21 protein-coding genes and 1 pseudogene are annotated in these 25,932 nt (G+C 73.3%); 13 read left to right on the top strand and 9 right to left on the bottom strand.

The window, feature by feature from the left end; genetic code table 11:
* Window positions 1-42: 42 nt before the first annotated feature.
* From ACFYO5_RS28160 to ACFYO5_RS28140, 5 genes are all read right to left on the bottom strand, one after another.
* Window positions 43-1,287 carry an MFS transporter gene (locus tag ACFYO5_RS28160; protein ID WP_388713899.1) on the bottom strand — a complete coding sequence of 415 codons (1,245 nt, stop codon included), beginning with the start codon at window positions 1,285-1,287 and terminating at the stop codon, window positions 43-45.
* Between the two features lie 40 nt (window positions 1,288-1,327).
* Complete coding sequence (locus tag ACFYO5_RS28155; RefSeq protein WP_388713896.1) at window positions 1,328-2,764, bottom strand: CitMHS family transporter; 1,437 nt, start codon at window positions 2,762-2,764, stop codon at window positions 1,328-1,330.
* 124 nt (window positions 2,765-2,888) lie between these two features.
* A complete protein-coding gene (locus ACFYO5_RS28150) occupies window positions 2,889-5,120 on the bottom strand; it encodes a molybdopterin oxidoreductase family protein (RefSeq protein ID WP_388713893.1) in 2,232 nt (743 codons plus the stop codon).
* A 103-nt stretch (window positions 5,121-5,223) separates the two neighbouring features.
* Window positions 5,224-5,838: a TetR/AcrR family transcriptional regulator gene (locus ACFYO5_RS28145; RefSeq protein WP_356563490.1), complete on the bottom strand. Its 615-nt coding sequence runs from the start codon at window positions 5,836-5,838 to the stop codon at window positions 5,224-5,226.
* Window positions 5,835-6,470 carry a hypothetical protein gene (locus tag ACFYO5_RS28140; protein WP_388713889.1) on the bottom strand — a complete coding sequence of 212 codons (636 nt, stop codon included), beginning with the start codon at window positions 6,468-6,470 and terminating at the stop codon, window positions 5,835-5,837. Before ACFYO5_RS28140 ends, ACFYO5_RS28145 begins: the two co-directional genes overlap by 4 nt.
* A 160-nt stretch (window positions 6,471-6,630) precedes the next feature.
* Between ACFYO5_RS28140 and hmgA the strand changes: the two genes are divergently transcribed.
* From hmgA to ACFYO5_RS28115, 5 genes and pseudogenes are all read left to right on the top strand, one after another.
* A complete protein-coding gene (gene hmgA, locus ACFYO5_RS28135) occupies window positions 6,631-7,959 on the top strand; it encodes a homogentisate 1,2-dioxygenase (RefSeq protein WP_388713886.1) in 1,329 nt (442 codons plus the stop codon).
* 27 nt (window positions 7,960-7,986) lie between these two features.
* Complete coding sequence (locus tag ACFYO5_RS28130) at window positions 7,987-8,736, top strand: GntR family transcriptional regulator (protein WP_388713883.1); 750 nt, start codon at window positions 7,987-7,989, stop codon at window positions 8,734-8,736.
* 12 nt (window positions 8,737-8,748) lie between these two features.
* Window positions 8,749-9,888: a type ISP restriction/modification enzyme gene (locus ACFYO5_RS28125; protein WP_388713880.1), complete on the top strand. Its 1,140-nt coding sequence runs from the start codon at window positions 8,749-8,751 to the stop codon at window positions 9,886-9,888.
* Window positions 9,889-10,188 (top strand): annotated as a pseudogene (locus ACFYO5_RS28120) (ABC transporter permease); the annotation flags it as partial.
* Between the two features lie 33 nt (window positions 10,189-10,221).
* On the top strand, window positions 10,222-11,442 hold the full coding sequence (locus ACFYO5_RS28115) for a CaiB/BaiF CoA transferase family protein (protein ID WP_388713877.1): 1,221 nt from the start codon (window positions 10,222-10,224) through the stop codon (window positions 11,440-11,442).
* A gap of 9 nt (window positions 11,443-11,451) precedes the next feature.
* Here ACFYO5_RS28115 and ACFYO5_RS28110 read toward each other — a convergent pair whose 3' ends face one another.
* From ACFYO5_RS28110 to ACFYO5_RS28100, 3 genes are all read right to left on the bottom strand, one after another.
* Entirely contained in the window at window positions 11,452-11,727 is a 276-nt protein-coding gene (locus ACFYO5_RS28110) for a hypothetical protein (RefSeq protein ID WP_356563500.1), read from the bottom strand.
* Window positions 11,728-11,853: 126 nt separating this feature from the next.
* A complete protein-coding gene (locus ACFYO5_RS28105) occupies window positions 11,854-12,672 on the bottom strand; it encodes an anti-sigma factor domain-containing protein (RefSeq protein ID WP_356563502.1) in 819 nt (272 codons plus the stop codon).
* On the bottom strand, window positions 12,669-13,211 hold the full coding sequence (locus ACFYO5_RS28100; RefSeq protein WP_356563504.1) for a sigma-70 family RNA polymerase sigma factor: 543 nt from the start codon (window positions 13,209-13,211) through the stop codon (window positions 12,669-12,671). The genes ACFYO5_RS28105 and ACFYO5_RS28100 overlap by 4 nt, the downstream gene beginning before the upstream one ends.
* A gap of 205 nt (window positions 13,212-13,416) precedes the next feature.
* Here ACFYO5_RS28100 and ACFYO5_RS28095 point away from each other — a divergent pair, with 205 nt between their 5' ends.
* From ACFYO5_RS28095 to ACFYO5_RS28080, 4 genes are all read left to right on the top strand, one after another.
* Window positions 13,417-14,970, top strand: a complete 1,554-nt coding sequence (locus ACFYO5_RS28095; RefSeq protein WP_388713872.1) for a DUF4331 domain-containing protein — start codon at window positions 13,417-13,419, stop codon at window positions 14,968-14,970.
* A gap of 190 nt (window positions 14,971-15,160) precedes the next feature.
* Window positions 15,161-17,047, top strand: coding sequence for a tetratricopeptide repeat protein (locus ACFYO5_RS28090; protein WP_388713869.1), 1,887 nt, complete (start codon window positions 15,161-15,163; stop codon window positions 17,045-17,047).
* Window positions 17,044-18,717, top strand: coding sequence for a nickel transporter (locus ACFYO5_RS28085; protein WP_388713866.1), 1,674 nt, complete (start codon window positions 17,044-17,046; stop codon window positions 18,715-18,717). Before ACFYO5_RS28090 ends, ACFYO5_RS28085 begins: the two co-directional genes overlap by 4 nt.
* Before the next feature lie 51 nt (window positions 18,718-18,768).
* On the top strand, window positions 18,769-20,388 hold the full coding sequence (locus ACFYO5_RS28080) for a protein kinase (protein ID WP_388713864.1): 1,620 nt from the start codon (window positions 18,769-18,771) through the stop codon (window positions 20,386-20,388).
* 4 nt (window positions 20,389-20,392) lie between these two features.
* Here the strand turns inward: ACFYO5_RS28080 and ACFYO5_RS28075 are convergent, their stop codons facing one another.
* Window positions 20,393-21,199, bottom strand: a complete 807-nt coding sequence (locus tag ACFYO5_RS28075; RefSeq protein WP_388713861.1) for an SGNH/GDSL hydrolase family protein — start codon at window positions 21,197-21,199, stop codon at window positions 20,393-20,395.
* Between the two features lie 304 nt (window positions 21,200-21,503).
* Here ACFYO5_RS28075 and ACFYO5_RS28070 point away from each other — a divergent pair, with 304 nt between their 5' ends.
* From ACFYO5_RS28070 to ACFYO5_RS28055, 4 genes are all read left to right on the top strand, one after another.
* Window positions 21,504-22,709: a S8 family peptidase gene (locus ACFYO5_RS28070; protein WP_388713858.1), complete on the top strand. Its 1,206-nt coding sequence runs from the start codon at window positions 21,504-21,506 to the stop codon at window positions 22,707-22,709.
* Window positions 22,710-23,258: 549 nt separating this feature from the next.
* Window positions 23,259-24,089, top strand: a complete 831-nt coding sequence (locus tag ACFYO5_RS28065; RefSeq protein ID WP_388713855.1) for a glycosyltransferase family 2 protein — start codon at window positions 23,259-23,261, stop codon at window positions 24,087-24,089.
* Window positions 24,086-25,117: a glycosyltransferase family 2 protein gene (locus ACFYO5_RS28060; protein ID WP_388713852.1), complete on the top strand. Its 1,032-nt coding sequence runs from the start codon at window positions 24,086-24,088 to the stop codon at window positions 25,115-25,117. The genes ACFYO5_RS28065 and ACFYO5_RS28060 overlap by 4 nt, the downstream gene beginning before the upstream one ends.
* Window positions 25,114-25,923: a polysaccharide deacetylase family protein gene (locus ACFYO5_RS28055; protein ID WP_388713849.1), complete on the top strand. Its 810-nt coding sequence runs from the start codon at window positions 25,114-25,116 to the stop codon at window positions 25,921-25,923. Before ACFYO5_RS28060 ends, ACFYO5_RS28055 begins: the two co-directional genes overlap by 4 nt.
* Window positions 25,924-25,932: the final 9 nt, after the last annotated feature.

The raw sequence follows: 25,932 nt of genomic DNA, 5'->3' as shown, positions 1-25,932 counted from the left end.
ACACCCGGTCCGCTCTCCGTCGCACCGGCCCCCGACGCGCCGTCAGATGTCGCCCGACCGGCGCAACCCGGCGCGCAGCCGCCGGTCTCCGGGAACGGTCCCGGCTTCCGCAGGTCCCTGCGCGGCGGTCGCGCGCAGCGAACTGGCCGCCGAGACGAGCAACAGCCCGCCCAGCATCACGAAGGGTGCCGCCACGCCCGCCACCCCGGCGATCAGGCCGGCGGCGGCCGGCGCGGCGACCTGGCCGAGGCGGTTGCCGGTCAGCCGCAGCGCGAGGGCCGTGGAGCGGGCCCCGTCGGGCGCGGCCCGGACGACGGTCGTCATGGACAGCGGCTGCCCCACCCCGAGACAGAAGCCGAGCGCCGCGAGCATCACGGCCAGCGCCCACACGGGCACGGGCAGCGCGACCCCGGCGCACAGCAGGGCCGCCAGCAGACACGTCACGGTGAGCAGCGCGGTCCTGCCGAGCAGCCGCAGCAGCGGCGTGAGAACCAGGCGGCAGGCGATGGTGGCCGCGGCCCGCAGACTGAGCAGCAGGCCGATCACGGACGGCGCGATGCCCCGGTGCTCGCCGACCACCGGGAGGTAGGCGGTGAGGACGTCGGTCGCCGACAGCACGGAGAGGCTGACGAGGATGCCCGTGGGAACACCACGGGCGCGCAGGATGCGGACGACGGGGACCCGCCCGCCGTGTTCCGTGCGGGACGCGGTGGACGTGGGGCGGTGTTCGATGCGCCACAGGGAGGTGAACGCGACCGCGGCGCCCGCGCCGGCCACGACGAGGGCCAGCGCACTGCTGCCGGCCATGTCGGAGCCGTCGATCAGGGAGCCCGCGGCGATCGGGCCGACCAGTTGGCCGAGGGAGGCGCCGATGGTGAAGTGGCCGAAGTTGCGGTCCTGTTCGTGCGGCGCGGACTGGCGGGCGACGAGCGACTGGGCGCCGATGACGAAGCTGAGGTGGCCGAGGCCCATGACGCCGCTCCACAGCGCCATCGTCCCCAGGGAGTCCGCGACGCCGCTCAGCGCGCAGCCGCCGGCTATCAGGATCACGCCGAAGGGCAGCAGGGGCGCGCACCGGCCGTGGTCGGTACGGCGCCCCAGCGGGACGGCGGCGAACAGCGGAAGCAGGGCGTACACGCCGGCGATGACGCCGACCGCCCGCTCGTCCGCGCCCAGCGCGAGCGCCCGGTAGGAGACGGCGGGCCGGGCCATCGACACCGCCCCCTGCGCGAAGCCGAAGGCGATGACGAGGCGGAGCAGCCAGCCGCGGTTCCCACCGGGCCTCATGGTGACGTCCTTCTTGAGCGTACGGATCGGATCACTCGGCTCAGATGATCCCGAACAGCATGCCCGCCGCGAGGATCAGCAGGCTGGTCAGGGCCGCCCACTTGACCACGAACCGGGTGTGGTCGCCGAACTCGACCTTCGCCATGCCGACGAGGACGTAGACGGCCGGGACGAGAGGGCTCGACATGTGCAGGGGCTGGCCCACCAGGGAGGCGCGGGCGATCTCCAGCGAGGACACCCCGTGCGCCTGGCCGGCCTCGGCGAGGACGGGCAGGACGCCGAAGTAGAAGCCGTCGTTCGACATGAAGTAGGTGAGCGGGATGGACAGGACGCCGGTGACGAAGGCCATGTGCGGGCCCATGCCGTCGGGGATGTTGTCCACCAGCCAGGTGGCCATGTGGTCGACCATGCCGGTGCCGGTGAGGACGCCGGTGAAGACGGCGGCGGCGAAGACCATGCCGGCGACGTTGAGGACGTTCTCGGCGTGCGCGCCGAGGCGGGCCTTCTGGTCGGGCATGTGCGGGAAGTTGACGGTGAGCGCGAGCGCGGCGCCGATCAGGAACAGCACCGGGATCGGCAGCCACTCCATGATCATGGCGGTGAGCAGCGTGACCGTGAGGAGCGCGTTGAACCAGTACAGCTTGGGACGCAGGGTGGCGCGGTCCGGGTCCAGTCCGGCGAGGCGCTCGTCGTCCTCGGGCTCGTCGGCGTCGTCGTCGGCGCCCGCGCCCGAACCCCCGGCGGGGACGGCCTTCTTGACGGTCGGGGCGCCGCCACCGGCACCCGTGCTCGCGCCCACGAGCACCGTCTCGGTCTCGGTCTCGGTCTCCTTCTCCTCGACCAGGACCTCGTCCAGCGTCAGGACGCCGAGCCGCTTGCGCTCGCGGCGGCCGAGGACGTACGAGAGGGCGAAGACGCCCAGCAGGCCGACGGCGAGGGCCGGGATCATCGGGATGAAGATGGAGCTGGCGTCGAGCTTCAGCGCGGTGGCGGCGCGGGCGGTCGGGCCGCCCCAGGGCAGCGTGTTCATCACGCCGTTGGCCATGGCGGCGACACCGGTCATGACGACCAGGCTCATCTTCAGGCGCTTGTACAGCGGGTACATCGCCGAGACGGTGATCATGAAGGTGGTGGAGCCGTCGCCGTCGAGCGAGACGATCGCGGCGAGGACCGCCGTGCCGACGACGATGCGCAGCGGGTCGGCCTTGCAGAACTTCAGGATGGCCCGCACGATCGGGTCGAACAGGCCGACGTCGATCATCACACCGAAGTAGACGATCGCGAACATGAGCATCGCCGCGGTGGGGGCGAGGCTGGTGACGCCGTCGAGGACGTAGTCCCCGAGCTTGGCGCCCTTCCCGACGAAGACGCAGAAGAGTGCCGGGATCAAGACGAGCGCCGCGATCGGCGACATCTTCTTCAGCATGATCAGGACCAGGAAGGTCGCGATCATGGCGAAGCCGAGGATGGTCAGCATGAATGGATACCTAACGTTCGCCCTTGAACATCCCACCTGAGGGTCGGCGGTGCGTTGACGTTAGGACCGTTCAAACGGTGTTAACAAGACGTTGACGTGCGAGCAATAAGCGCAAAAGTCCAGGTCAGGCCAGTGGGCTGAGTTCGACGGGTATGCCGTTGAGGACGGCGTTGCCGGACAGCGGGTCGAGCAGGCTGCCGTCGAGGAGCTGGTTGACGTTGACGCCGGGGTCGGTGGAGGCGTGGCTCAGCCGGGTGCCGGGGCGGTCGTGGCCCCAGCCGTGCGGGATGCTGACGACGCCCCGGCGCACGCCGTCGGTCACCTCCGCGGGGGCGCTCACCTCTCCCCCGGCGCCCTTGACCCGCACCGGCTCGCCGTCGCGCAGCCCGAGCCGCTCGGCGTCCTCGGGGTGGACCTGCACGGTGCAGCGGTTGGTGCCGCCGGTGAGTGCGGGGACGTTGTGCATCCAGCTGTTGTTGGACCGCAGGTGCCGGCGTCCGACGAGGACGAGCCCGGTGGGGCGCTCGGCCGCCGCCCGCCGCAGCCGCGGGAGGTCGGCGGCGATCGGCGGGGGCAGCAGCTCGATCTTCCCGCTGCGGGTCTTCAGCGGCTGCGGCAGGCGCGGCCGCAGGGGTCCGAGGTCGATGCCGTGCGGCTCGGCGAGCAGCCGCTCCAGGCCGAGCCCGTCGGGGCGTACGCCGAAGCCGTCGCCGTAGGGGCCGAGGCGCAGCATCATGTCGAGCCGGCGCTCGGGGCCGCTCCGGCCGGTGAGCCGTGCCGCCAGGTCCTCGGGGTTCCGGCCGTGCACGGGTGAGTGCGGGTCCTTGACGGCCTTGCCGAGGGTCTGGCCGATGACCAGGTCGTCGACGGCGCGGGGGTCGGCGCCGTGCATGCCGGTGGCGGCCAGGGTCAGCCGGGCGAGGATCTCGGTCTCGGCCATCCTGCCGGGCTCCAGCGGGACGGCGGCGCGGGTGTAGCGGACCTGGTTGCGGACGGCGAGGGTGTTGAAGGCGAAGTCGTGGTGGGGGCTCTGGGAGGGCGGGGGCGGCGGCAGGACGACGTCGGCGTGGCGCGAGGTCTCGTTGAGGTACGGGTCGACGCCGACCATGAAGTCGAGCGAGTCGAGCGCCTTGTCGAGCCGGTCGCCGTCGGGCGCGGAGAGCACCGGGTTGGCGGCCACGGCGATGAGCGCCCGGACCGGTGTGCCCGCGTCGGTCTCGGTGTCGATCTCCTCGGCCAGCGCGGCGAGCGGCAGTTCGCCCTTGGCCTCGGGGTGCCGGCTCACCCGGGAGTGCCAGCGCCCGAGTTCGAAGCCCCGGCCGGGACCGGCGGGCCGGGGTGTCCGGTCCGTGGCGGCCTGCGGGAAGAGGGCGCCGCCCGGCCGGTCGAGGTTGCCGGTCAGGATGTTGAGGACGTCGACGAGCCAGCTGGCGAGGGTGCCGTGGGGGACGGTGCAGCTGCCGATGCGGCCGTAGACGGCGGCGGTGGGGGCGGCGGCGAGTTCGCGGGCGAGGGTGCGGACGACCGCGGCGTCCACGTCGCAGGCGGCGGCCACCGACTCCGGGGTGAAGTCCGCCATGGCGTCCCGCAGTTCCTCGACGCCTTGCACGTGCGGGGTCAGCTCCCCCAGCTCCACGAGGCCTTCGGCGAACAGCACGTGCGCCATCGCGGCGAGCAGCAGGGCGTCGGTGCCGGGCCGGATCGCGAGGTGCCGGTCGGCGAGCCTGGCGGTGCGGGTGCGGCGCGGGTCGATGACGGTGAGGGTGCCGCCGCGGGCCCTGAGCGCCTTGAGCTTGCCGGGGAAGTCGGGGGCGGTGCACAGACTCCCGTTGGACTCCAGGGGGTTGGCGCCGATCAGGAGCAGGTGGTCGGTGCGGTCGAGGTCGGGCACCGGGATGGCGTTGGCGTCGCCGAAGAGGAGTCCGCTGGAGACGTGCTTGGGCATCTGGTCGACCGTGGAGGCGGTGAAGAGGCTGCGGGTGCCGAGCCCGGCGAGCAGCACCGGCGGGTAGAGGGCGCCGGCCATGGTGTGCACGTTGGGGTTGCCGAGGACGACGCCGACCGCGTGCGGGCCGTGGCGTTCGACGACCGGCCGGATCCCGGCGGCGACGGCGTCGAAGGCCTCCGTCCAGGTGGCTTCGCGCAGTTCGCCGTCCCGGCGGACGAGGGGGGTGCGCAGCCGGTCGGGGTCGCCGTCGACGGCGCCGAAGGAGGCGCCCTTGGGGCAGATGAACCCGTGGCTGAACACGTCGTCGCGGTCGCCGCGGGCGCCGGTGACCCGGGTTCCCTCGATGGTCAGGGTCAGCCCGCAGGTGGCCTCGCACAGGGGGCAGATTCGCAGGGCGGTGCGGGACACGGGTCCTCCTGGCAGGCGGCGGCTGTGGCGCTCTCGTCCCGCGAGCATACCGACCGGTACGCATGCCGGGGAGGCCCTGGCCCGGGGGGATCCGGCGGACGCGTCAGTCCAGCACGCGTCCCAGGTACGCCCGGAGCAGCTCCCGCGTCTCCTCGATGACCTTCGGGTCGCCCTCCGGCGCCATCCGGAAGGCCAGGTGGACGAGGGTGTCCGCGGTCTCCACGGCGATCAGGAAGGTCCGGCGCAGGTCGTCGTCGGAGGCGCGGCCGAGATAGTCGGAGAGGAGGTCGGTGAGGCGGTCGGCGACGCGGTGGTTGGGCTCGGCGCGGGAGCCGACCGGGATCTGGTTGCCGAAGTCGACGAGGGAGAAGCCCGGCGCGGTGCGCTTCATGGCCAGGTACTCGTCGAGCACGGCGTCCATCGCGGCCCGCCAGTCTCCCCGCCGGGCCTCCTTCAGCCGCTCGGTGACGCGCTCGGCGTAGCGCTCCAGGTTGCGCTGGGCCAGCGCGTCGGCCATCTGCTTCTTGTTGCCGAAGAAGCGGTAGACGGACCCGATGGGGACGCCGGCGCGCTGGGCGACGGCACGGGTGCTCAGGGCGTCGTAGCCGACCTCGTCCAGGAGGTCGGCGCAGGCGTCGAGGATTCTGGTCAGCCGTTCGGCGCTGCGCCGCTGCACGGGCGCGCGACGGAGCGATGTCGCGTGGGGCACGGGCTTCATGATGCCTTTCCGCCGCGGTCCGGTGAACCTCGCCCCTCGGTACGGAGGGAGGTGCCGGGTGCGCTCAGCGCGGAGGGGGACGACGTCCTCGACCCGTCCGGGGCATCCGACTCGGTCTCCGGGTCCGGCTCCGAGGCCGTGATGTCCGCCGTGCTCTCCACCGGCTTCCCGTCGACCGCCCACACCGTGGCGTCGTCCGCGTACAGCCGCGCGGTGACCTGGTGGGTGCCGTGCCCGAGGTAGCCCTCGGGGATGCGGTAGGAGGGAACGCGCAGGTCGGCGAGGGGACGGTCGTCCACGAAGAGGCGGGCGATGCCCTGGCCGGTGACCGCGCGCGCCTGCGCGCCGGGCGGCGAGAAGCGGAAGTGGCGCAGCTTCAGGCGCACGTCCCAGCCGCCCCCGGCGTCGGGCTCCACCTCCAGGCCCACCCGCGGCGCACCCTTCCCGCCGACCTCGCGGTAGTGCCGCCCGTCCTCGTCGGTGTCGTCGAGCACCTTGCCGACGGGCGAGGGGGAGAGCGCGCTCTCCCGTCCGGACGGCGCGGGCGCGTCACGGGGACCGCAGCCCGCGGATCCGGTCACCGACAGGACACCGACCGCGAGCGCGGGCAGGATTCGACGCGTCCACGACATGCTTCGGAGCGTAGAACACGGGTGCGACACAGGGATCCCCCTGGGGTCTGGTTCTCGCCATCCGTGATCGTCCTCCCAGAGGAGGACCCGCGCACCTCTTGCGTCCGGGAAACCGCAATCCTACGGTGATACAGAGGAATCGGCGGTCGAGGGAGCACGCATGAACAGCGGGGACGCACGCAAGACGGCGGAGGGGCTCACGTACCTCACGGGATTCGGCAACGAGCACGCCTCCGAGGCCGTGCCCGGGGCCCTGCCCGAGGGCCGCAACTCCCCCCAGCGCGCCCCCCTCGGCCTGTACGCCGAGCAGCTCAGCGGTTCCGCCTTCACCGAGCCGCGCGCCCACAACCGCCGCTCCTGGCTGTACCGGATCCGCCCCTCGGCGGCGCATCCGGCGTTCACCCGCGCGGAGAACGGCGCGCTGCGCACCGCCCCCTTCACCGACACGGTCCCGGACCCGAACCGGCTGCGCTGGAACCCGATGCCCGACCCCGCGCCGGGGACGGACTTCCTGCGGGGACTGTGGACCCTGGGGGGCAACGGCGACGCCGCGCAGCGCGCCGGCATGGCCGTGCACCTGTACCACGCCGACGCGCCCATGGACCGGGTGTTCAGCGACGCCGACGGCGAGCTGCTGATCGTGCCGGAGCGCGGCGGACTGCTGCTGCGCACCGAGTTCGGCCTGCTGCACGCCGAGCCGGGCCACGTGGTGCTGATCCCGCGCGGGGTCCGTTTCCGGGTGGAACCGCTCGACGGGACGGCCCGCGGTTACGTGTGCGAGAACTACGGGGCCCCCTTCCGCCTCCCCGACCTCGGTCCCATCGGCGCCAACGGCCTGGCGAACCCGCGCGACTTCCGCGCGCCCGTCGCCGCCTACGAGGACGTCGAGGGTCCGGTGGAGGTGGTGAACAAGTACTGCGGCAACCTCTGGACGGCCACCTACGACCACTCACCGCTCGACGTCGTCGCCTGGCACGGCAACCACGTCCCGTACGTCTACGACCTGCGCCGCTTCAACGTCATCGGCACGATCTCGTACGACCACCCGGACCCGTCGATCTTCACGGTGCTCACGTCCCCGTCCGACACGCCCGGCCTGGCCGGCGTGGACTTCGTGGTCTTCGCGCCGCGCTGGCTGGTGGGCGAGGACACCTTCCGGCCGCCGTACTTCCACCGGAACGTGATGAGCGAGTACATGGGCCTGATCGAGGGGGCCTACGACGCGAAGACGGCCGGTCCGGGAGGCTTCGTGGCGGGCGGCGGCTCGCTGCACAACATGATGTCGGCGCACGGCCCGGACCGGGAGACGTTCGACCGGGCGGGCGCGGCCGAGCTGGTGCCGCAGAAGGTCGACGACGGGCTGGCGTTCATGTTCGAGACGCGGTGGCCGGTCACCCTCACTCCGCAGGCGGCCGGCGCGGGCCATCTGCAACAGGGCTACGACGAGGTGTGGTCGGGCCTCGAACGCCACTTCCGCCCCTTGCACTGAGGATTCCCGCCAGGTACGGATGGCCCCGTGACCTCCTTCGCGCCGGACTCGATCGTCCTGAACCGCAAGCTGCCGCTCTGGTACCAGGTGTCGCAGTCGCTGCGCGCCTCGATACTCGGCCGCTCGCCCAGGGACCCCCTGCGGCTGCCCACCGAGGAGCAGTTGGCGGGGCACTACGGGGTGAGCGTGCTGACCATGCGGCAGGCGCTCAAGGAGCTGGAGGACGAGGGGCTGATCACCCGGCACCGGCGCCGCGGCACGTTCATCGAGCCGACGGCCCGGCGGGGCGCCCCGGTGCGGCTGCTGGGCTCGGTCGACGCGATCGTGGCCCAGCAGTCGGGCATGGTGACGGAACTGCTCTCGCACGGCGGGGTTCCGGTCCCGGCCGACGTCGCCGAGTACTTCCCGGACCTGGCGGAGGTGGCGACGTACCACCGGCTGCGCGGCGACGAGAAGACGGGCGAGCCGACCAACCACGCCCGCAACTACGTGCGTCCGGAACTCGCCGCGCTGATCGACCCGCAGGATTTGGCGCGCTGGCCCATGACCAAGGTGCTGCGGGACGTCGTGGGCGCCGACATCGGCCGGATCACCGACACGGTCGAGGCCCGCCTCGCGGACCCGGAGACGGCCCGGCTCCTCGGGGTGCCGCTGCTGAGCCCGATCCTGCACTACACGGGCGTCACCTACGACGGCGGCGGCCGCCCGCTGGACGTGGCCGTCATCCACTACCGCGGTGACCGCTTCTCCTTCACGGTCACCCTCGACGCGCACTGAGCACGTCGTACGATGCCACGCGTGACGCACGACGACGCCCCGCCGCTGGCGGACCTCATGCCGTGGTCCGTCGCACCGCCGCGGCTCGGCCGGGCGTGGCCGGTGGCCCCCGACCCGGCCTCCCTGAAGGCCCGCTGGGAGGCGCTGCTGAAGGCGGCGGGAGGGGACCGCGAGGCCCTCTTCGAGCCGAGCCGCTCGCGTACCGCGCACACCGCGGTCGGACAGTTGCCCGGCAGCGCCGCCGGCACGGAGAGGCTGATCCGCGCCACCGGCCCCTGCCCCGAGCCGGTGCGGGTCCTCGCCGCCCCCTTCGACGAGCAGTGGCTCATCCCCGACCACCGGCTGATCGACGCGGCCCGGCCCGAGCTGTGGCGGGTGGCGGACCCGCGGCAGATCTTCGTGGTGGAGTCGCCGCAGGCCCCGCACCTCCTGGCGACCTCCCTCCTCCCGACGCTCCGCGCCGGCCGGGTCCGCCCGCTGTACCGCCGCCCCGGCGCGAGGGAGCCCAACCTCGCGCCGGGCCTGCTGGACCACCTCGGCCACTCCCGCGACCCGCTGGACTTCCTGGCCTGGACGCTCGCCACCGTCCGTGGCGACCTCACGGTCCCGCTCACCCGGGACCTCGGCACGTGGTCCCGCGGCGTCGAGCTGGGCCACCGCGTGCTCCGGCTCCTGCGCCGCGACGGGGAACGCCCCAAGCTCCCCGGCGGCCGCCGCCCCTACGTCCGCGCCCCGCTCCCCGCCCTGCCCCTGACCGTCCGCTACGACCGCGACGAGGAGGCCCTCCACCTCGACGAGGGCCGGGTCTCCCCGGTCCCCCCGCAGGCGTGGGACTTCGAGGCGGGCGGCGTACGGGTCCTGGAGCAGTGGTTCACGGCGCGCACGGCACCCGGCGTACCCGGCACCCTGTCCGCCGTCCGCCCACGGACCTGGCCCCAGCCCTGGACGTCGGAACTCCTCGAACTGATCACGGTGTTGACGCTGCTGGCGGACGTCCGCTCCCGGCAGGAGGAGGTGAAGGTGACGGACACCGTCACGGCGGCGGACCTGCGCGCGGCGGGCGTGCTGCCGGTGCCGCCCCGGACCCGTCGCCCGGCCTCGGTCCTGACCGCGGGCGAGGAGGGCCCGGAGGGCCAGTTGGCGCTTCTGTAGGGGCTCTCATCGCGGAGCGAGGAGGCGGCCGGTCAGCTCGGCAGCGCCACCTTCATGCTGCCGCTGCTGTCCAACGCCTACATCCCCACCGACAACCTGCCCGGCTGGCTGCGCTCCCTCGCCGAGTGGAATCCGCTCAGCGCGGTGACGACGGCCCTGCGGGACCTGTTCGGCAACGCGCGGGTCCCCGAGAACTCCGCCTGGCCGGTGGCGCATCCGGTCGCCGGGTCGCCGGCCTGGTGCGCGCTGCTGATCGCGGTGTTCGCGCCGCTCGCCGTGCGGCGCTACGCGCGGCCATGACAGACCGGGGCCGCGCGGGACATGATCCACCCCATGGACCAGCAGCCCCCGCCCTCGCCCCTGCCCCTGCCCCTGCCCCTAGAAGGGCTGACCGTCGTCGCCGTCGAGCAGGCCGTCGCGGCCCCGTTCGCCACCCGCCAGCTCGCCGACCTCGGCGCCCGGGTGATCAAGGTGGAGCGGATCGACGGCGGCGACTTCGCCCGCGGATACGACACCGCGGCCGGCGGTCTCGCCTCGCACTTCGTGTGGTGCAACCGCGGCAAGGAGTCGATCGCGCTGGACCTCAAGGACCCGCGAGGCCGGGACGTCGTCCGCCGGCTCATCGCCGGGGCCGACGTGTTCGTGCAGAACCTCGCGCAGGGGGCGGCGGCCCGGCTCGGCCTGGACGCGGCCACCCTGTGCGCGGCACACCCGCGCCTGGTCGCCGTCGACATCTCGGGCTACGGCGCTTCGGGACCGTACACGGACAAGCGGGCGTACGACATGCTCGTGCAGTGCGAGGCGGGGCTGGTGTCGGTGACCGGGACGCCCGGACAGCCGGTGAAGGCCGGCATCCCGGCGGCGGACATCGCGGCGGCCATGTACGCCTTCTCGGGCGTGCTGGCGGCTCTGGTGCGGCGCGGCACGACCGGGCGGGGCGGGCCGGTGGAGGTGTCGATGCTGGAGGCGCTCGCCGAGTGGATGGGGCATCCGCTGCACCACACGATGCACGGCGGTACGGCCCCCGCGCGCACCGGACTCGCGCACGCGGTGATCGCGCCCTACGACGCCTATCCGACGGCCGACGGCGGGCGGGTGCTGCTGTCGGTGCAGAACGACCGGGAGTGGCGCCGGCTGGCCGAACTGGTGCTGGAGCGTCCGGAGTTGGGGAACGACTCGGCGTACGCGACGAACGCGGCCCGGGTCTCGCACCGGGAGCGTACGGACGCGCTGGTGGCGACGGCGCTCGGCGCGCTGGACGCCGACGAGGCGCTGGCACGCCTGGAGACCGCGGGCATCGCCTGCGCGCGACTGCGGGATCTGCGCGAGGTGGCGGACCATCCGCAGCTGGCGGCCCGTGAGCGGTGGCGGGAGGTGGACTCGCCGGTCGGGCCGCTGCGGGCGCTGCTGCCACCGATCACACTGCCGGGCGGGACGGAGGCGCGGATGGGAGCCGTGCCCGCGCTCGGGGAACACACCGAAGCCGTGCTGCGTGCCGTGGGGATGACGGGCGAGGAGATCGCAGCGTTGCGCCGGGACGGTGTGGCCGCCTGAGCGCGGGCCTCAGTGCTTGTCGCTGCTGCCGAAGAGCGAACGGCGCAGTCGGCGCAGCGGCGCGAAGAGCGAGACCCGGCTGACCCGGGCGCCCCTCGGACTGCGGCGGGCGGGCTCACGCGAGGTCAGTTCCCGCATCAGCGTGGTCGCCTCGACCGTCTCCCGCTGCGGTATGGCGGGACCCGCCAGCACCGAGAGATGGCGGTCGAGCCGCGAACTGGTCGCATTGCTCCCGCAGGTGATCGCAGGGACCCTCGCCCTGGTGTGCACTGCTATCTGTTCCATGTCACTCCCCACCCGTACGAGTCCACCCGGCACGGGCAGGGTAACCCTACCGTCCCGGCGAGGCACACATGTATCCCGGTCACGGGAATCTCCTTCCCCGTAAGGGGGTTGACGATCCCTCGGCCGTCACTCTCCGAATCCGACCGATTTCAGGGTGAGTTGGACAACCGGCTGAGTAGTGGGCTGCGGTGACCCCCCGTCCGGTTCGACGGTCACGGCGAGTGACGCCGAGGAGAGATCGAGACCGGTGGCGACCAGGGGCGTGTCACCCTCGAAGAGGCCGAGGGAGCGCGGTTGCGCGTCGGGGCGCATGACCCACAGCTGGTGCACCTGCCCGTCGGGCAGCCCGTCGTATCCGCTCAACGTGACGACCGCCTCCCCCGTCGCGGCGGAGGCGAGCACTCCGATCGTGCGGCCCCGCGCGTCCTTGCCGGTGCTCGCGCGGGCGTCGGGAGCTGCGAGAACGTGGGCGATCTCACGCGCCTGGGCCCGCTCGGCGTCCAGCCGGTCCTGGGTGCGGCCGGCCTCGACCGCGAAGAGGGAGGCGACGACGAGTGCCGCGGCGGCCGTCGCCGTGGCGAACGGCACGAACAGCGGACGGCGCGCCCGGGGCGCACGGGAGCGTCCGGGCGGCGGCCGGGTGCCCCAGACGTGCGGCGGCAGTGGGGGCACCCGCTCCCGCAACGGCTCACGCGCGGGCTCCTGCGGAGTCGTCCGTACGGCGGCCAGGACCCGGTCGCGCATCTCGGCCGGGGCCGGCGCGGCCGTCGACCAGGCCAGCCGGACGGCGTCCTCGGACAGGGCCCGCACCTCGGCGGCGCAGCGGTCGCAGCCGCCGAGGTGTCTGTCGAAGCGGCGCCGCTCGTCGGGTTCGAGGGCGTCGAGGGCGTAGGGAGCCGCCAGCGAGTGCAGGTCCTCCCGGCGGAGGAATCCGAGGACGCTCACGCGGCACCTCCCAGGCAGTGGCGCAGCCGGGTGAGTCCGTCGCGCATCCGGGTCTTGACCGTGCCCACCGGCAGCGAGAGCCGCTCGGCCACCTCACGATACGTGTAGCCGTCGTAGTAGGCGAGGGTCACGGACTGGCGTTGCAGGGCCGTCAGCCGGTCCAGGCAGCGGCGCACCCACTCACGCTCCAGGCCCGCCTCCACCTCCTCGGTCACCTGGTCGAAGGCGGGGTGGTGGGCACGCCGGGCCTCGCGCTGCTCGCGCTCGTCGGCCGCGCGGGCGCTGCGCACCCGGTCGACGGCGCGACGGTGGGCCAGGGTGAGGACCCAGGACAGGGCACTGCCGCGCCGGGGGTCGAACCTGGCGGCGGAGCGCCAGAGTTCGAGCAGGACCTCCTGGGCGACCTCCTCGGACTGCGCCGGGTCCCGCACCACGCGCCGCACCAGTCCGAACACCGGCCCGGACACGAGTCCGTAGAGCCGCTCGAAGGCGCTCTGGTCGCCTCCCGCGACGAGCACCAGCAACTCGTCCGCCTCCATCCGGTCCCCCTCCCCACGGCCGCATCCGGGCCGTCCCGTCGTACCAGGTACTCGCAACGGACACACCTCCGGCAGTGGTACGGATCAAGAAGGCGAAAACGCGGGTGAGCAGGAAAGAAAAACTTTTTGGATTCCGACCCATCCGATCGCCCCACCCGCTCCGTATCACTGTCCGTCAGACAAGTTGGCACTGAGGACGGACGGCATGACAGCTATCTCCAGGAGCGGATCCGGACGCAGGGGCGTCGCGACCCTCATCAGCGGGGCGCTGGCCGCCGGGGGGCTCGCAGCCGCCGGCGTCGCCGCGCTGGCACCGGGCGAGGCGGCCGCCTCCAGCCACCGGGAAGCCCCGCTCATCTCGGGCACCCCGCAGTACGACAACACCGACGTGTACGCCTTCGTGAGCCCGGACAAGCCGGACACGACGACGATCGTCGCGAACTGGATCCCCTTCGAGGAGCCGGCCGGCGGCCCGAACTTCTTCCCGTTCGCGGAGGACGCCCAGTACGACATCCACATCGACAACAACGGTGACGCGCAGGGCGAGTTGCTCTTCCGCTACACCTTCAAGACGCATGTGAAGAACGCGAAGACGTTCCTGTACAACACCGGGGCGGTCGAGAGCCTGAACGACCCCGACCTGAACGTGACGCAGACGTACGACCTCGAGCTGATCAAGCTGAAGAAGGAGAAGGTCGTCCACAGGACGAAGCTGGCCGACGACGTGCCGGTGGCGCCGTCGAACGTCGGCAAGGCGTCGATGCCGGACTACGCCAAGCTGCGCGGCCAGGCGATCTACAAGCTGTCCAACGGCGCGCAGACCTTCGCCGGCCAGGCCGACGACCCGTTCTTCCTCGACCTGCGCGTCTTCGACCTGCTGTACGGCGGGAACCTCTCCGAGGTCGGCAACGACACGCTCAAGGGGTACAACGTCAACTCGATCGCCCTCCAGGTGCCGACGGACCTGATCGCCGAGTCCGAGCACCAGCCCGTCGTGGGCATCTGGTCGACCACCCAGCGCCGTAACGCGCAGGGCTACTACTCGCAGGTGTCCCGGCTGGGCAACCCGCTGGTCAACGAGGTCGTCAACCCCATCAAGGACAAGGACAAGTTCAACGCGTCCGTGCCGAAGGACGACGGCCGGTTCCTGAAGAACGTCACCAACCCGGAGCTGCCGAAGCTCATCGAGGCGATCTACAAGATCAAGGCGCCGGCCGAGCCGCGCAACGACCTGGTGGACGTGTTCCTCAAGGGCGTGAAGGGCCTCAACCAGCCGCCCCACGTGACGCCATCGGAGGAGCTGCGCCTCAACACCTCCATCAAGCCGACCGCCTCCCCCAAGCGGCTGGGCGTGCTGGACGGCGACAACGCGGGCTTCCCGAACGGGCGTCGGCTCACCGACGACGTGATCGACGCCTCGCTCCAGGTCGTCGAGGGCGAACTGCTCGGCGCGAAGAACGACCTCGGTGACGCGGTCGACAAGAACGACAAGCACTTCGAGAAGGCCTTCCCCTACGTCGCGCTGCCGACCGAGGGGTCACGCGGTCCGGTCGCCAAGGGCGTCAACACGGGCAACGACGTCCGCAGCCAGCTCGGTGACGCGCTCGAGCCGGCGGGCACCACGTCCGGGACGGACACCACCCTGATGGCCGCCTCGGCGGGCGCCGGCGCGGCCGCGATCCTGCTCATCGGCGGCGGCCTGATGTGGTGGCGCCGGACGAGCGGCGGCAACGGCCGCCGGGCGTACCGCGGTCACTAGGCCCAGTGCCGGGTGCCGTCCGACGGCCCCTCGCACGGCCCCTCGTCCGGGCGGGCCGGGGAGAATCCTGCACTCCCCGGCCCGCCCCACCCGACTGGCGCGGCCCGCGTACTCATCCCCCACGGCGCGGGCCGCGCCGCTCCCCCGCACTTCGGCAGGACGATCCACCCCAGGCGACCTAGGAGAGGGCATGTCCCCGCGTACGAACGACGGCGAACCGGAGCGCGAGCGGCCGGCCTCCGGGCCCGGGACCGCCGCCTCGGCGAAGAGAACGGCGTCCGGGGAAGCGACGGGCCTCCCGCCCACGGACGGGCCGAAGGGGACCGGGGGGATCGCTGAGACCACTGAGATCAGTGAGACCACTGAGTCGGACGAGACGCACCCCACCGAGGAGACGGAAGAGACCGAAGAGGCGGTGGGGACCGGCGCCAACGAGGCCGCTCGGGAGACCGGCGTGACCGACACGCCCTCCGAGATCCCGGCCGCCCAGGAGCACCGGGAGAACCAGGCAGCCCGGAAGACCGGGCGAACCGAGGTCGCCGGAAAGGCTGGCGTGGCCGGTTCCGACGGTGCCGAGAGCGTGGCCGGTACGGACGACGCGGCCGGTGCCGACGGTTCCGACGGTTCCGACAGCGTGGCCGGTGCCGACGGTGCCGAGAGCGTGGCCGGTACGGACGACGCGGCCCGTGCCGACGGCGTGGACGGTGAGCGGATCGCCGCCGTCCGCCGGGTCGCCGCCGCCGGGCGGCGTTGGCGGGCCGTGCACCTCGGGGCGTGCGCCGCCATGCTGGCCGTGGGGCTCACCGCCGGGGCGATCGCGGTCGGCGCGGCGCGGGACGGCGAGGACACGCCGGTGGCCGCGGCCGCCGCCGTCTCCCCCGGTCTGTTCACGGGCGCCGACCTCGGCACCGGCATCGCCTCGCTCCAGGCCCATCTCCGCGACCAGCCCAGGGACTTCTCCGGCTGGGCCACGCTCGGCCTCGCCTACGTCGAGCAGGCCCGCGTCCAGGGCGACCCTTCCCGCTACCCGCAGGCCGAGAAGGCCCTGAAACGTTCTCTGGCCCTGCGGCCCGACAACGACCAGGCCCTGTCCGGCCGTGCCGCCCTCGCCGCGGCCCGCCACCAGTTCACCGACGCGCTCGCCCTCGCCGACCGGGCCCTGGAGCAGAACCCCTACAACGAGCGCGCCCTGTGCTCCCGTACGGACGCCCTCGTGGAGCTGGGCCGGTACGAGGAGGCGGCGGAGGCCGCTCGCACTGCCGACGAACGGCGCCCCGGCGTGCCGGTGTTCACCCGCTACGCGTACGTCCACGAGCTGCGCGGCGACGTCACCACCGCCCGCCGGGTCCTGGACCGGGCCCTCGCCGCCTCGACCACGCCGGGCGACATCGCCTACGTGGCCACCCAGCTCGGCCAGCTCGCCTGGAACCAGGGCGACCAGGACACCGCCCTCGCGCACTACGCCCGCGCCCTCGCCGCCGACGAGAACTACCTCCCGGCCCTGGAGGGCCGCGCCCGCGCCCAGGCGGCGAGCGGCCGGCGGGCGGAGGCGATCGAGGGCTTGGAGGACGTGGTCGCCCGCTTCCCGCTGCCGGGCCCGCTGGTCGAGCTGGGCGAGCTGTACGAGGTGCGCGGCGGCAAGGGCGACGCGGCGAAGGCCGCGGCCCAGTACCGGCTCGTCGACGCCTGGACGGCGCTCGCCCGCGCCAACGGCGTCAACGCCGACCTGGACACCGCGCTCGCGGCGGCCGACCACGGAGACGGGGCGGCGGCACTGCGCGCGGCCCGCGCCGAGTGGGACCGCCGCCGGACCGTGCACACCGCCGACGCCCTCGCCTGGGCGCTGCACGTCAACGGCAGGGACGACGAAGCGCTCCCCTACGCCCGGCGAGCCACGGCGACCGGTTACCGCAGCGCCGCCTTCTTCTACCACCGGGGCGTCGTCGAACGCGCCACGGGCCGTCCGAAGGACGCCCGCACCCACCTCACCGCGGCCCTGAGGCTCAACCCGGGCTTCTCGACCCTCGGCGCCCGCGAGGCCCGAACCGCACTGAAGACGCTGGAGGCGGCCAAGTGACGTTCCGTCGTGTGTCCGCCTCCTGCGCGGCCGTCCTGACCGCCGGGTGCGCCCTCGCCCTGCTCCCTTCCGCCAGTGCGAGCGCGCACCCCTTGGGCAACTTCACCGTCAACCGCTACGACGGCCTCGTGACCGCACCCGGTCAACTGCGCGTCGACCATGTGGAGGACCTGGCCGAGATCCCGGCGACCCAGGCGAAGCCGGACGTCGAGCGGCTCGGTCGGACCGAGTGGGCCCGGCAGCGCTGCGCCACGGCCGCCGAGGGCAGCAGCCTCACCGTCGACGGCCGTACGGTCGCTCTCACGGTCGGCGCCGCCGAGGCGGACCTGCGGCCGGGGCAGGCCGGCCTCGACACCCTGCGCGTGCGGTGCCGGCTGACCGCTCCGCTGCCCGAGGACGCGTCGGTCTCCCTCTCCTTCCGCAGCGCGGGCGCCTCCTCCGGGCCGGGCTGGCGGGAGATCACCGCGCGCGGCGACCGCACGACGCTCAGCGGCTCGGACGTGCCGCGGGAGTCGGTGTCGCGCGAACTCACCCGCTACCCGGCCGAGTTGCTGTCCTCACCGGCGGACACGGCCACCGCTTCCCTGCGCGTGCGGCCCGGCGGCCCGGCCCTCGCCGAGGAGGACGGCGAGGCACCCGCCGCGTCCGTGCTGCCCCGCGGCGCGGATCGCTGGACGCGGGCTCTGGACGGCCTGGTCGCCCGACAGCACCTCACCCTCGGCTTCGGCGCGCTGGCCCTGGTCCTCGCGGTCGGCCTCGGGGCGATGCACGCCCTCGCGCCGGGGCACGGCAAGACGCTCATGGCCGCGACGGCCGCCGCCCGCGGCGACCGGGCCCGTTTCACGGACGTCCTGCCCCTGGCCGCGTCGGTCACGGTCACCCACACCCTCGGCGTGGTGGCCCTCGGCCTCCTGGTCACCGCCGGTTCGGCCGCCGCGCCCTCGGTGGTCGCCTGGCTGGGCCTGGCCAGCGGCGCGCTGGTCCTGTGCGCGGGCGCGACCCTCGTACGACGGGCCTGGCACCACCGGGGCCACGGCCACGGCCACGGCCCCGAAAACGGACACCCCCACCCCCACCCGCACCCGCACGAGCCGGCGAAGCCGCCCGCCCGTCAGCTCGCCCTGGTCGGCGGACCCGCGGAACACCCGCCCCACGCCCACCCGCGGGACCACGAGCGCGAGCAGGAGCACGGCCACGGCCACGAGGACGAGCAGCACGGCCACGGTGCCCGCCACGGCCACGACGGCGAGCACCGCCACGAGCACGGCCGCGCGCACACCCATACGCACACCCACGGCGGTGTGACCCACAGCCACCCCACCGCCCCGACCCTGCGCGGCACGATCCTGCTCGGCTTCGCCGGGGGGCTGGTCCCCAGCCCTTCCGCCGTCGTCGTGCTGGTCGGCGCGGCGGCGCTCGGGCACGCCTGGTTCGGCCTGCTGCTCGTCGTCGCGTACGGGGTCGGGCTGGCCCTGACGCTGACGGCCGCCGGGTTCGCCGTCGTCCGGCTGGGCACCGGCGCGGCCCGGCTGCTGGACCGGGGCCCGCGCCGGACCGGCCACCCGGCCGTCGCGCTGGTCCGCCGGAACCTGCCCCTGTGGTCGGCACTGGTGGTCGTGGCCCTCGGGGTCGGCCTGGTGCTCAAGGGGGCCGCATCCGTACTGGTCTGAGCTACGTTGGGGAGGTATTCGCCGGGATGCGAAGGAGGAGTGGGGTGCGCGGTGACCGAAGAACCGGGCAGTGAGCGTCTGATCGCGGGCCGCTACCGTCTGCTGTCCCCGCTCGGCGAGGGCGGCATGGGCACGGTGTGGCGGGCCCGGGACGAGGTGCTGCACCGCGAGGTCGCCGTCAAGGAGGTCCGCGCCCCGGCCGGTCTGCCGGACTCCGACGTCGAGCGCCTGTACGCCCGGCTGGAGCGGGAGGCCTGGGCCGCGGCCCGGGTCGCCAGCCGCAATGTCGTGACGGTGTACGACGTCGCCCTGCAGGACGGCCGGCCGTGGATCGTGATGGAGTTGGTGCGCGGCATCTCCCTGGCCGAACTGCTCGAGGCCGAGGGCCCGTTGGATCCGGCCCGGGCCGCGGGCATCGGGGCCGAGGTACTGGCCGCGCTGCGGACGGCGCACGAGGTGGGCGTGGTGCACCGGGATGTGAAACCGGCCAACGTGCTGATGTCCAACGACGGCCGGGTGGTCCTCAGCGACTTCGGTATCGCCTCCGTCGAGGGCACCTCGGCGATCACCATGACCGGCGAGGTCATCGGCTCCCCCGAGTTCCTCGCGCCGGAGCGTGCGCTGGGCCGCACACCGGGCCCCGAGTCGGACCTGTGGTCGCTGGGCGTGCTGTTGTACGCGGCGGTCGAGGGCAGTTCCCCCTTCCGGCACGACACACCGCTGAGCACCCTGCGCGCGATCGTCGACGAGGAGTTGCCGCCGCCGCGCCGGGCGGGCGCGCTGGCCCCCGTGATCGAGGGGCTGCTGCGCAAGGATCCGGCCGAGCGGGTGCCGGCCGAGGTGGCCGAGGCGGACCTGCGGGTCGTCGCCTCCGGCGGAACCTCCCGGTCCGGCACGCTGCGGGCGACGACGCCGTACCCGCCGGCGGCTGCCGGGCCTTCCGTGACCTCGCGCGACGAGCCGGCTCCGGCGTCGGCTCCGCCCTGGTCCGGCCGGGCGGGGAGCACCACCCGGACCGGACCGCGCCGTGACCGGCGTACCACCGGGGTGCTGGTCGCCGGCGTGGCGGCGCTGGCCCTGGCGGTCGGCGGGCTGACGTACGCGCTGCTGAGCCGGGACGGCGGGGACGGAGACGGCGGTGGGGACGGGGACGTCGTCAACAGCCAGTCGCAGGGCGTGAGTCCGTCGGCGACGGCGCGGCAGAGCGAGACCCCGGCGAGCGGGACGCCCTCACCGAGCGCGAGTCCGAGCGCGAGCGCAAGCGAGAGCGCCACGAGTGCGGCGCCGCAGTCCGTGGCGGTCACGGTCACCGGCTCGCACACGGAGTACTCGGGGCCCTGTCCGCCGCCGGGGGCGCAGGCGCCCGCCTTCACGGCGACCCTCACGGTGGGCCGGCTGCCCGCGCAGGTGTCCTACCGCTGGGTGGCGCAGGACGGCGAGTTGACGGACTCGGGCTGGAAGACGCTGGACTTCCCGGCGAGCGGGGGCCGGTCGCGGCAGGAGCGGGTGACCGTGACGACGTACTCCGAGAGCGGGACGTACCGCAACGCGATCGGTGTCGAGGTGCGTGAGCCGGGTCGCACGACGTCGAACTCGGTGCCGTTCTCGGTCACCTGTGAGACGGAGGCCCCGTCGGGCGAGGCCTCCCCCTCCGTGTCACCCTCTCAGTGACGGCTCAGGCGGCGCTGTCGAGGACCGGCAGGTAGCCACCCGAATGCCCGGAGGCCGTCGGGTGGTAGGACTCGCCGATGTTGAGCCAGTTGACGCTGTGGAGCCAGGAGCTGCCGGAGCAGATCTCGTGGCCGCCGAAGGTGCCGCGGACGTCGCCGAAGGCGAAGCCGTGGGCGGCGGCGCGCTGGGCGATGACGGTGTTGAGGTGGTCGGAGGCGTTGTTGACGGCGGTGCGCTTGGTCTCGGACAGGCCCAGGCAGGTGGTGCCGAGCTTGTAGAAGCGGGGGTAGCCGATGACGACGACCCGGGCGGCGGGCGCCTTGGAGCGGATCGCCGAGTAGACGCTGTCGAGCTGGCCGGGGAGCGTGGAGTCGACGTAGGCGCGAGCGGTGTCGATGCGGCTGACGCAGGTGCTGTCGGAGCCGGTGACGCAGGTGGTCATGACGTCGGCGAAGCCGGCGTCGTTGCCGCCGACGGTGAGGGAGACGAGGCCGGTGGAGGAGTTGAGCGGGCCGAGCTGTCCGGCGAGAACATCACCCGTTCGAGCGCCCGAGCAAGCGGTGAACGCGAACGAGGTGGGGGCGTGCGCGGCGTTCCAGAGGTAGGGGTACGCCTTCGTGCTGCGCTTGCAGTCGCCGCTGGAGGCGATGTAGCTGCCGGCGCCGACGCCTGAGGAGTAGGAGTCACCGAGGGCCACATAGCCGCCGGATGCGGCGAGTTGGGACCCTTGCGCCGAGCCCGCCCCGGTGAGGGCGGCGCCGACGGCGAGGAGGATCGAGCTGACGAGTACGGAGATGCGGGAACGTCTCATGGAACCTCCTTTAGCAGGATTTCTGCCACAACCGTCGTAGCAACTACGCGCATTGACGGGAAGTGTCCATGCCAAGTCTTTTCAGCCCATCGGACGATTGATCACCCCCCTCTTATTACGTGACCATGCCAAATTTGTTGACTCTCCTTCAACACCCTTGTTCTACGCAGGTAGATGGCGGAGGCTTTGCCTCGGCCGAGGGCGGCACGCCGCGACGCCCGACGCCGTGTGCGCGAACTCCGCGCGCACCCCCACTGACGCGCGCCCCACCCCGCGCGCGCCGCCTGAGGAGGACTCCCTCGTAATGGCACACCTTCGCAGCAACAAGGTCCGCGTCTCCGCCGCCGCCACCGTGGCGGCCGCCGCCCTCGTCGGCGGGCTCACCGCGCTCCCCGCCCAGGCCGCCCCGGCCGAGGGCAGGGTCCTCGCGGCCGGCTCCCCCACCGCCGTCAAGGACAGCTACCTCGTCACCCTCCAGCAGGACGCCGGCTTCAAGGCGTCCTCGGCGACCGGCAAGAACCTCGTCAAGAGCTACGGCGGCACGGTGAGGAAGACGTTCGGCGCCGCGCTGAACGGCTACACCGCGACCCTGTCCGCCGCCGAGGCCAGGAGACTGGCCGCCGACCCGGCGGTCGCCGCGGTGGAGCAGAACCAGACCGTCCACATGGACGCCACGCAGTCCAGCGCCCCCTGGGGGCTGGACCGCATCGACCAGACCTCGCTCCCGCTGTCCGGCACCTACACCTATCCGGACACCGCCGGCGGCGGCGTGACGGCCTACGTCATCGACACCGGCGTGCGCATCACGCACACCCAGATCAGCGGCCGGGCCGTCAACGGCTACGACGCCGTCGACGGCGACAACGTCGCCCAGGACGGCAACGGCCACGGCACCCACGTCGCCACCACGATCGCGGGCACCACGTACGGCGTCGCCAAGAAGGCGAAGATCGTGGCCGTCCGGGTGCTGAACAACTCCGGATCCGGCACCACCGCCGGTGTCATCGCGGGCATCGACTGGGTGACCGCGAACCACTCCGGCCCCTCGGTCGCCAACATGTCCCTCGGCGGCGGCGTCTCCACCACCCTGGACGCGGCCGTGCGCCGCTCCATAGCCAGCGGCGTCACCTACGCCGTCGCGGCGGGCAACAGCAGCACCACCGCCACCTCTTCGTCCCCGGCCCGGGTCACCGAGGCCATCACGGTCGGCGCCACCACCAGCACCGACGCCAGGGCCAGCTACTCCAACTACGGCTCGGTCCTGGACCTCTTCGCCCCCGGCTCCTCCATCACGGCGGGCTGGTACACCAGCGACACCGCCACGAACACCATCTCCGGCACGTCGATGGCGACCCCGCACGTCGCGGGTGCGGCGGCGGTCTACCTGGCGGGCCACACCTCGGCCACCCCGGCCCAGGTCGCCACGGCGCTCGTCAACAGCGCGACCACCGGCAAGGTCACCAGCGCGGGCACCGGCTCCCCGAACCGCCTGCTGAAGATCGTCCCGTGATCCGGCGCCGCTGACACGGCAACCGGTTCCCCTCCGGTCCCCGGAGGCGCACCCCGCCTCCGGGGACCGTTTATGTCAGGTCCCTGATCACGAATGTCCGTCTCCATCAGGGGACGACCCCTTGCGTAACGGTCAAACGAACAAAAAGGTGAGACCTCGGTCCAGGTCTTGCCATACGGGCGTATTCGTCAATACCGTCAGACATCTCACCCGCATCGGACCGTCGGTAAGCGGCTCTAGGGGAGGGCTCGAGGACCGCGACGGGTTCCGGCGCGGGGCGCGGTAGGGGGGTGCCGTGCCCGGTGGCCGTACAGGGCCGACCGGGTCGTGCCGCGCAGTCGGCCGCCGTCTTCTCCGGTGGCCGACCGGCTTTGCCAGCTCACCCGGCGTGCGCGGAGAGGTCTTCCGCCGTGCCGAGTCGCAGGGGCTACGGAGAGGTCCTCCGTCATGCCGTGCGGCCGGGGTGACACCACAACCCCCCTTTCGAACCGGACTTACATCCGGGCCGCCCGGGGGTGGGCGGTCCACCGGACGAGAGGGACCAGACCCATGAGTTCCGTTCTTCAACCGGCCACGTCGGGCCAGGACCGTCAGGCTCCGTCGACCGCCGACACCTACCGGCCCATCTCCTGCCACCTGGCCATCACGCCACCGGTGAGCGTCGTGATCCCCGCGATGAACGAGGCCGAGAACCTTCCGTACGTCTTCAAGACCCTGCCGGACTGGATCCACGAAGTGGTGCTCGTCGACGGCAACTCCACCGACGACACCGTGGCGGTCGCACGAGAACTGTGGCCCGGCGTCAAGATCGTCGGCCAGCGGGGCCGGGGCAAGGGCGACGCCCTGATCACCGGCTTCGAGGCGTGCGGCGGCGACATCATCGTGATGGTCGACGCGGACGGCTCGGCCGACGGCGGCGAGATCGTCTCGTACGTCTCCGCCCTGGTGTCGGGCGCGGACTTCGCCAAGGGCTCCCGCTTCGCCAACGGCGGCGGCACCGACGACATGACCCTCATCCGCAGACTGGGCAACCGCGTCCTGTGCGCCCTCGTCAACCGCAAGTTCGGCGCCCGCTACACCGACCTGTGCTACGGCTACAACGCGTTCTGGCGGCACTGCCTCGACAAGATCGAGCTGGACTGCACCGGCTTCGAGGTCGAGACCCTGATGAACATCCGGGTCGTCAAGGCCGGGCTGAAGGTACAGGAGATCCCCAGCCACGAGTACCTGCGCATCCACGGCGTCAGCAACCTGCGCGCCGTGCGCGACGGGCTGCGGGTGCTGCGGGTGATCCTCGGCGAGCGGTCCAACCGGCGGGCGCTGCGCCGCGACAGCCGCCGCTCGCGGACGCTCGACCCGGTCCGGGGAGAGGTGTCTTGAGCGAGAGCGCCGCCTCGGCCGGTCCTTCCGTCCGCGTCTCGGTCGTCGTCTGCGTCTACACCGAGGACCGCTGGGAGGACATCCTCGCGGCGGTCTCCTCGGTGCGCGACCAGAGCAGGCCGGCCCTGGAGACTCTGCTGGTCGTCGACCACAACCCGGTGCTCCTGGACCGGCTGACGAGGCAGTACAAGGCGGTCGCCGGCGTGCGGGTGCTGCCGAACGCGGGCCCGCGCGGCCTGTCGGCCGGCCGCAACACCGGCATCGCGGCCTCCCGCGGCGAGGTCGTCGCCTTCCTCGACGACGACGCCGTCGCCGAACGCGACTGGCTCGCCCGGTTCGCCGCCGCCTACGACGACCCGCGGGTGATGGCCGTCGGCGGCCGGACCGAGCCGGTGTGGGCGTCGGGGCGGCGGCCGGACTGGTTCCCCGACGAGTTCGACTGGGTGGTGGGCTGCTCCTACCGGGGCCTGCCGCCCGGCCTGATCCGGGTGCGCAACATCCTCGGCGGCAACGCCTCCTTCCGGCGGACGGCGTTCGGCCTCGCGGGCGGCTTCGCCACCGGCATCGGCCGCGACGGCGACAAGCGGCCGCTGGGCGGCGAGGAGACCGAACTGTGCATCCGGCTCACCCGCGCCAGACCCGACGCGATCCTCCTCGTCGACGACCGAGCGGTCGTCCACCACAAGGTGCCGGAGGCGCGCGAGCACTTCGCGTACTTCCGCACCCGCACCTACGCCGAGGGCCTGTCCAAGGCACTCGTCGCCCGCAGCGTCGGCGCCGGAAAGGGCCTGGAGTCCGAACGGCGGTACGCCACGCGGGTGTTGCCGGCCGGTGTGGTCCGGGGGCTACGCGACCAGCTGCTCGCCCGCCGCGGCGGAGCCCGCCGGGCGGGCGCGATCCTCGCCGGAGCGCTCACGGCCGCCGGCGGCTACGTGGTGGGCGGCGTGCGGGCGCGCCGCGACGGGACGACGTTCGCGGTCGTACGGATCGACCCGCCCCCCGGCACGGACCGGGAGGCCGCCCCATGACGGGGACCGGGATCCCGATCCTCATGTACCACGCGGTCGCGGCCGACCCGAACGAGGCGACCCACGCCCTGTCGGTCTCCCCCGAGGCGTTCGCCGGACAGCTGGCGCTGATCGCCGACCGGCGCCTGACCCCGCTCACCACCGCCGACCTCGCGGCCCGCTGGCGCTCCGGCCGGCCGCTGCCCGCCCGGCCCGTCCTGATCACCTTCGACGACGGCTACGAGGGCGTGCACCGCCACGCCCTGCCGGCCCTGTCCGAGCACGGCTTCCCGGCCACCCTGTTCGTGTCCACCGGCTGGCTCCGCGGCGCCTACGACACCGGCGGCGCCCCGGACACCATGCTGGACTGGCGGCAGGTGCGCGAACTGGCGGACGCGGGCGTCGAGATCGGCGGCCACAGCCACACCCACCCGCAGCTGGACCAGCTCGGCGACAGCGCGCTGCGCGCCGAGCTGACCCGCTGCCGGCACCTCGTCGCCGACGAACTGGGCACCCCGCCGGTGTCGTTCGCCTACCCGTACGGCTACTCCAGCAGACGGGTGCGAACGGCCGTCCGGGAGAACGGCTTCGCCCAGGCGCTGGCCGTCGGCAACGCGCTGGCCCGGCGCGCGCAGGGGCCGTACGCCCTGCGGCGGGTGACCGTGCGGCGCGGCACCGGCGCCGAGGAGTTCGAACGGCTGCTCGACGGCCGCGGTGTCGCCCGCGCCTTCGCGCGGGACCGCGCCCTCACCAAGGGGTACGCGGTGGTCCGCAGGACCCGGCGGATCCACCGCAGAGCGCTCGGGACGGCCGGGGGCGTGGTCTGAGCCGACGGG

Origin of the sequence: Streptomyces sp. NPDC006259 (assembly GCF_042870975.1) — a bacterium.
Classification (GTDB): Bacteria; Actinomycetota; Actinomycetes; order Streptomycetales; family Streptomycetaceae; genus Streptomyces.
The sequence above is the reverse complement of the archived record's forward strand: the minus strand, read 5'-3'. Positions and strand labels throughout refer to the sequence as shown.

Bases quoted from the DNA above. Each gene is read 5' to 3' on its own strand.
- ACFYO5_RS28115 (WP_388713877.1), top strand. From the start codon at position 10,222: ATGGACCAGCAGCCCCCGCCCTCGCCCCTGCCCCTGCCCCTGCCCCTA.
- ACFYO5_RS28100 (WP_356563504.1), bottom strand. From the start codon at position 13,211: ATGGAGGCGGACGAGTTGCTGGTGCTCGTCGCGGGAGGCGACCAGAGC.
- ACFYO5_RS28110 (WP_356563500.1), bottom strand. From the start codon at position 11,727: ATGGAACAGATAGCAGTGCACACCAGGGCGAGGGTCCCTGCGATCACC.
- ACFYO5_RS28140 (WP_388713889.1), bottom strand. From the start codon at position 6,470: ATGTCGTGGACGCGTCGAATCCTGCCCGCGCTCGCGGTCGGTGTCCTG.
- ACFYO5_RS28055 (WP_388713849.1), top strand. From the start codon at position 25,114: ATGACGGGGACCGGGATCCCGATCCTCATGTACCACGCGGTCGCGGCC.
- ACFYO5_RS28125 (WP_388713880.1), top strand. From the start codon at position 8,749: ATGCCACGCGTGACGCACGACGACGCCCCGCCGCTGGCGGACCTCATG.
- ACFYO5_RS28090 (WP_388713869.1), top strand. From the start codon at position 15,161: ATGTCCCCGCGTACGAACGACGGCGAACCGGAGCGCGAGCGGCCGGCC.
- ACFYO5_RS28155 (WP_388713896.1), bottom strand. From the start codon at position 2,764: ATGCTGACCATCCTCGGCTTCGCCATGATCGCGACCTTCCTGGTCCTG.
- ACFYO5_RS28075 (WP_388713861.1), bottom strand. From the start codon at position 21,199: ATGAGACGTTCCCGCATCTCCGTACTCGTCAGCTCGATCCTCCTCGCC.
- ACFYO5_RS28065 (WP_388713855.1), top strand. From the start codon at position 23,259: ATGAGTTCCGTTCTTCAACCGGCCACGTCGGGCCAGGACCGTCAGGCT.
- hmgA (WP_388713886.1), top strand. From the start codon at position 6,631: ATGAACAGCGGGGACGCACGCAAGACGGCGGAGGGGCTCACGTACCTC.
- ACFYO5_RS28070 (WP_388713858.1), top strand. From the start codon at position 21,504: ATGGCACACCTTCGCAGCAACAAGGTCCGCGTCTCCGCCGCCGCCACC.
- ACFYO5_RS28095 (WP_388713872.1), top strand. From the start codon at position 13,417: ATGACAGCTATCTCCAGGAGCGGATCCGGACGCAGGGGCGTCGCGACC.
- ACFYO5_RS28145 (WP_356563490.1), bottom strand. From the start codon at position 5,838: ATGAAGCCCGTGCCCCACGCGACATCGCTCCGTCGCGCGCCCGTGCAG.
- ACFYO5_RS28160 (WP_388713899.1), bottom strand. From the start codon at position 1,287: ATGAGGCCCGGTGGGAACCGCGGCTGGCTGCTCCGCCTCGTCATCGCC.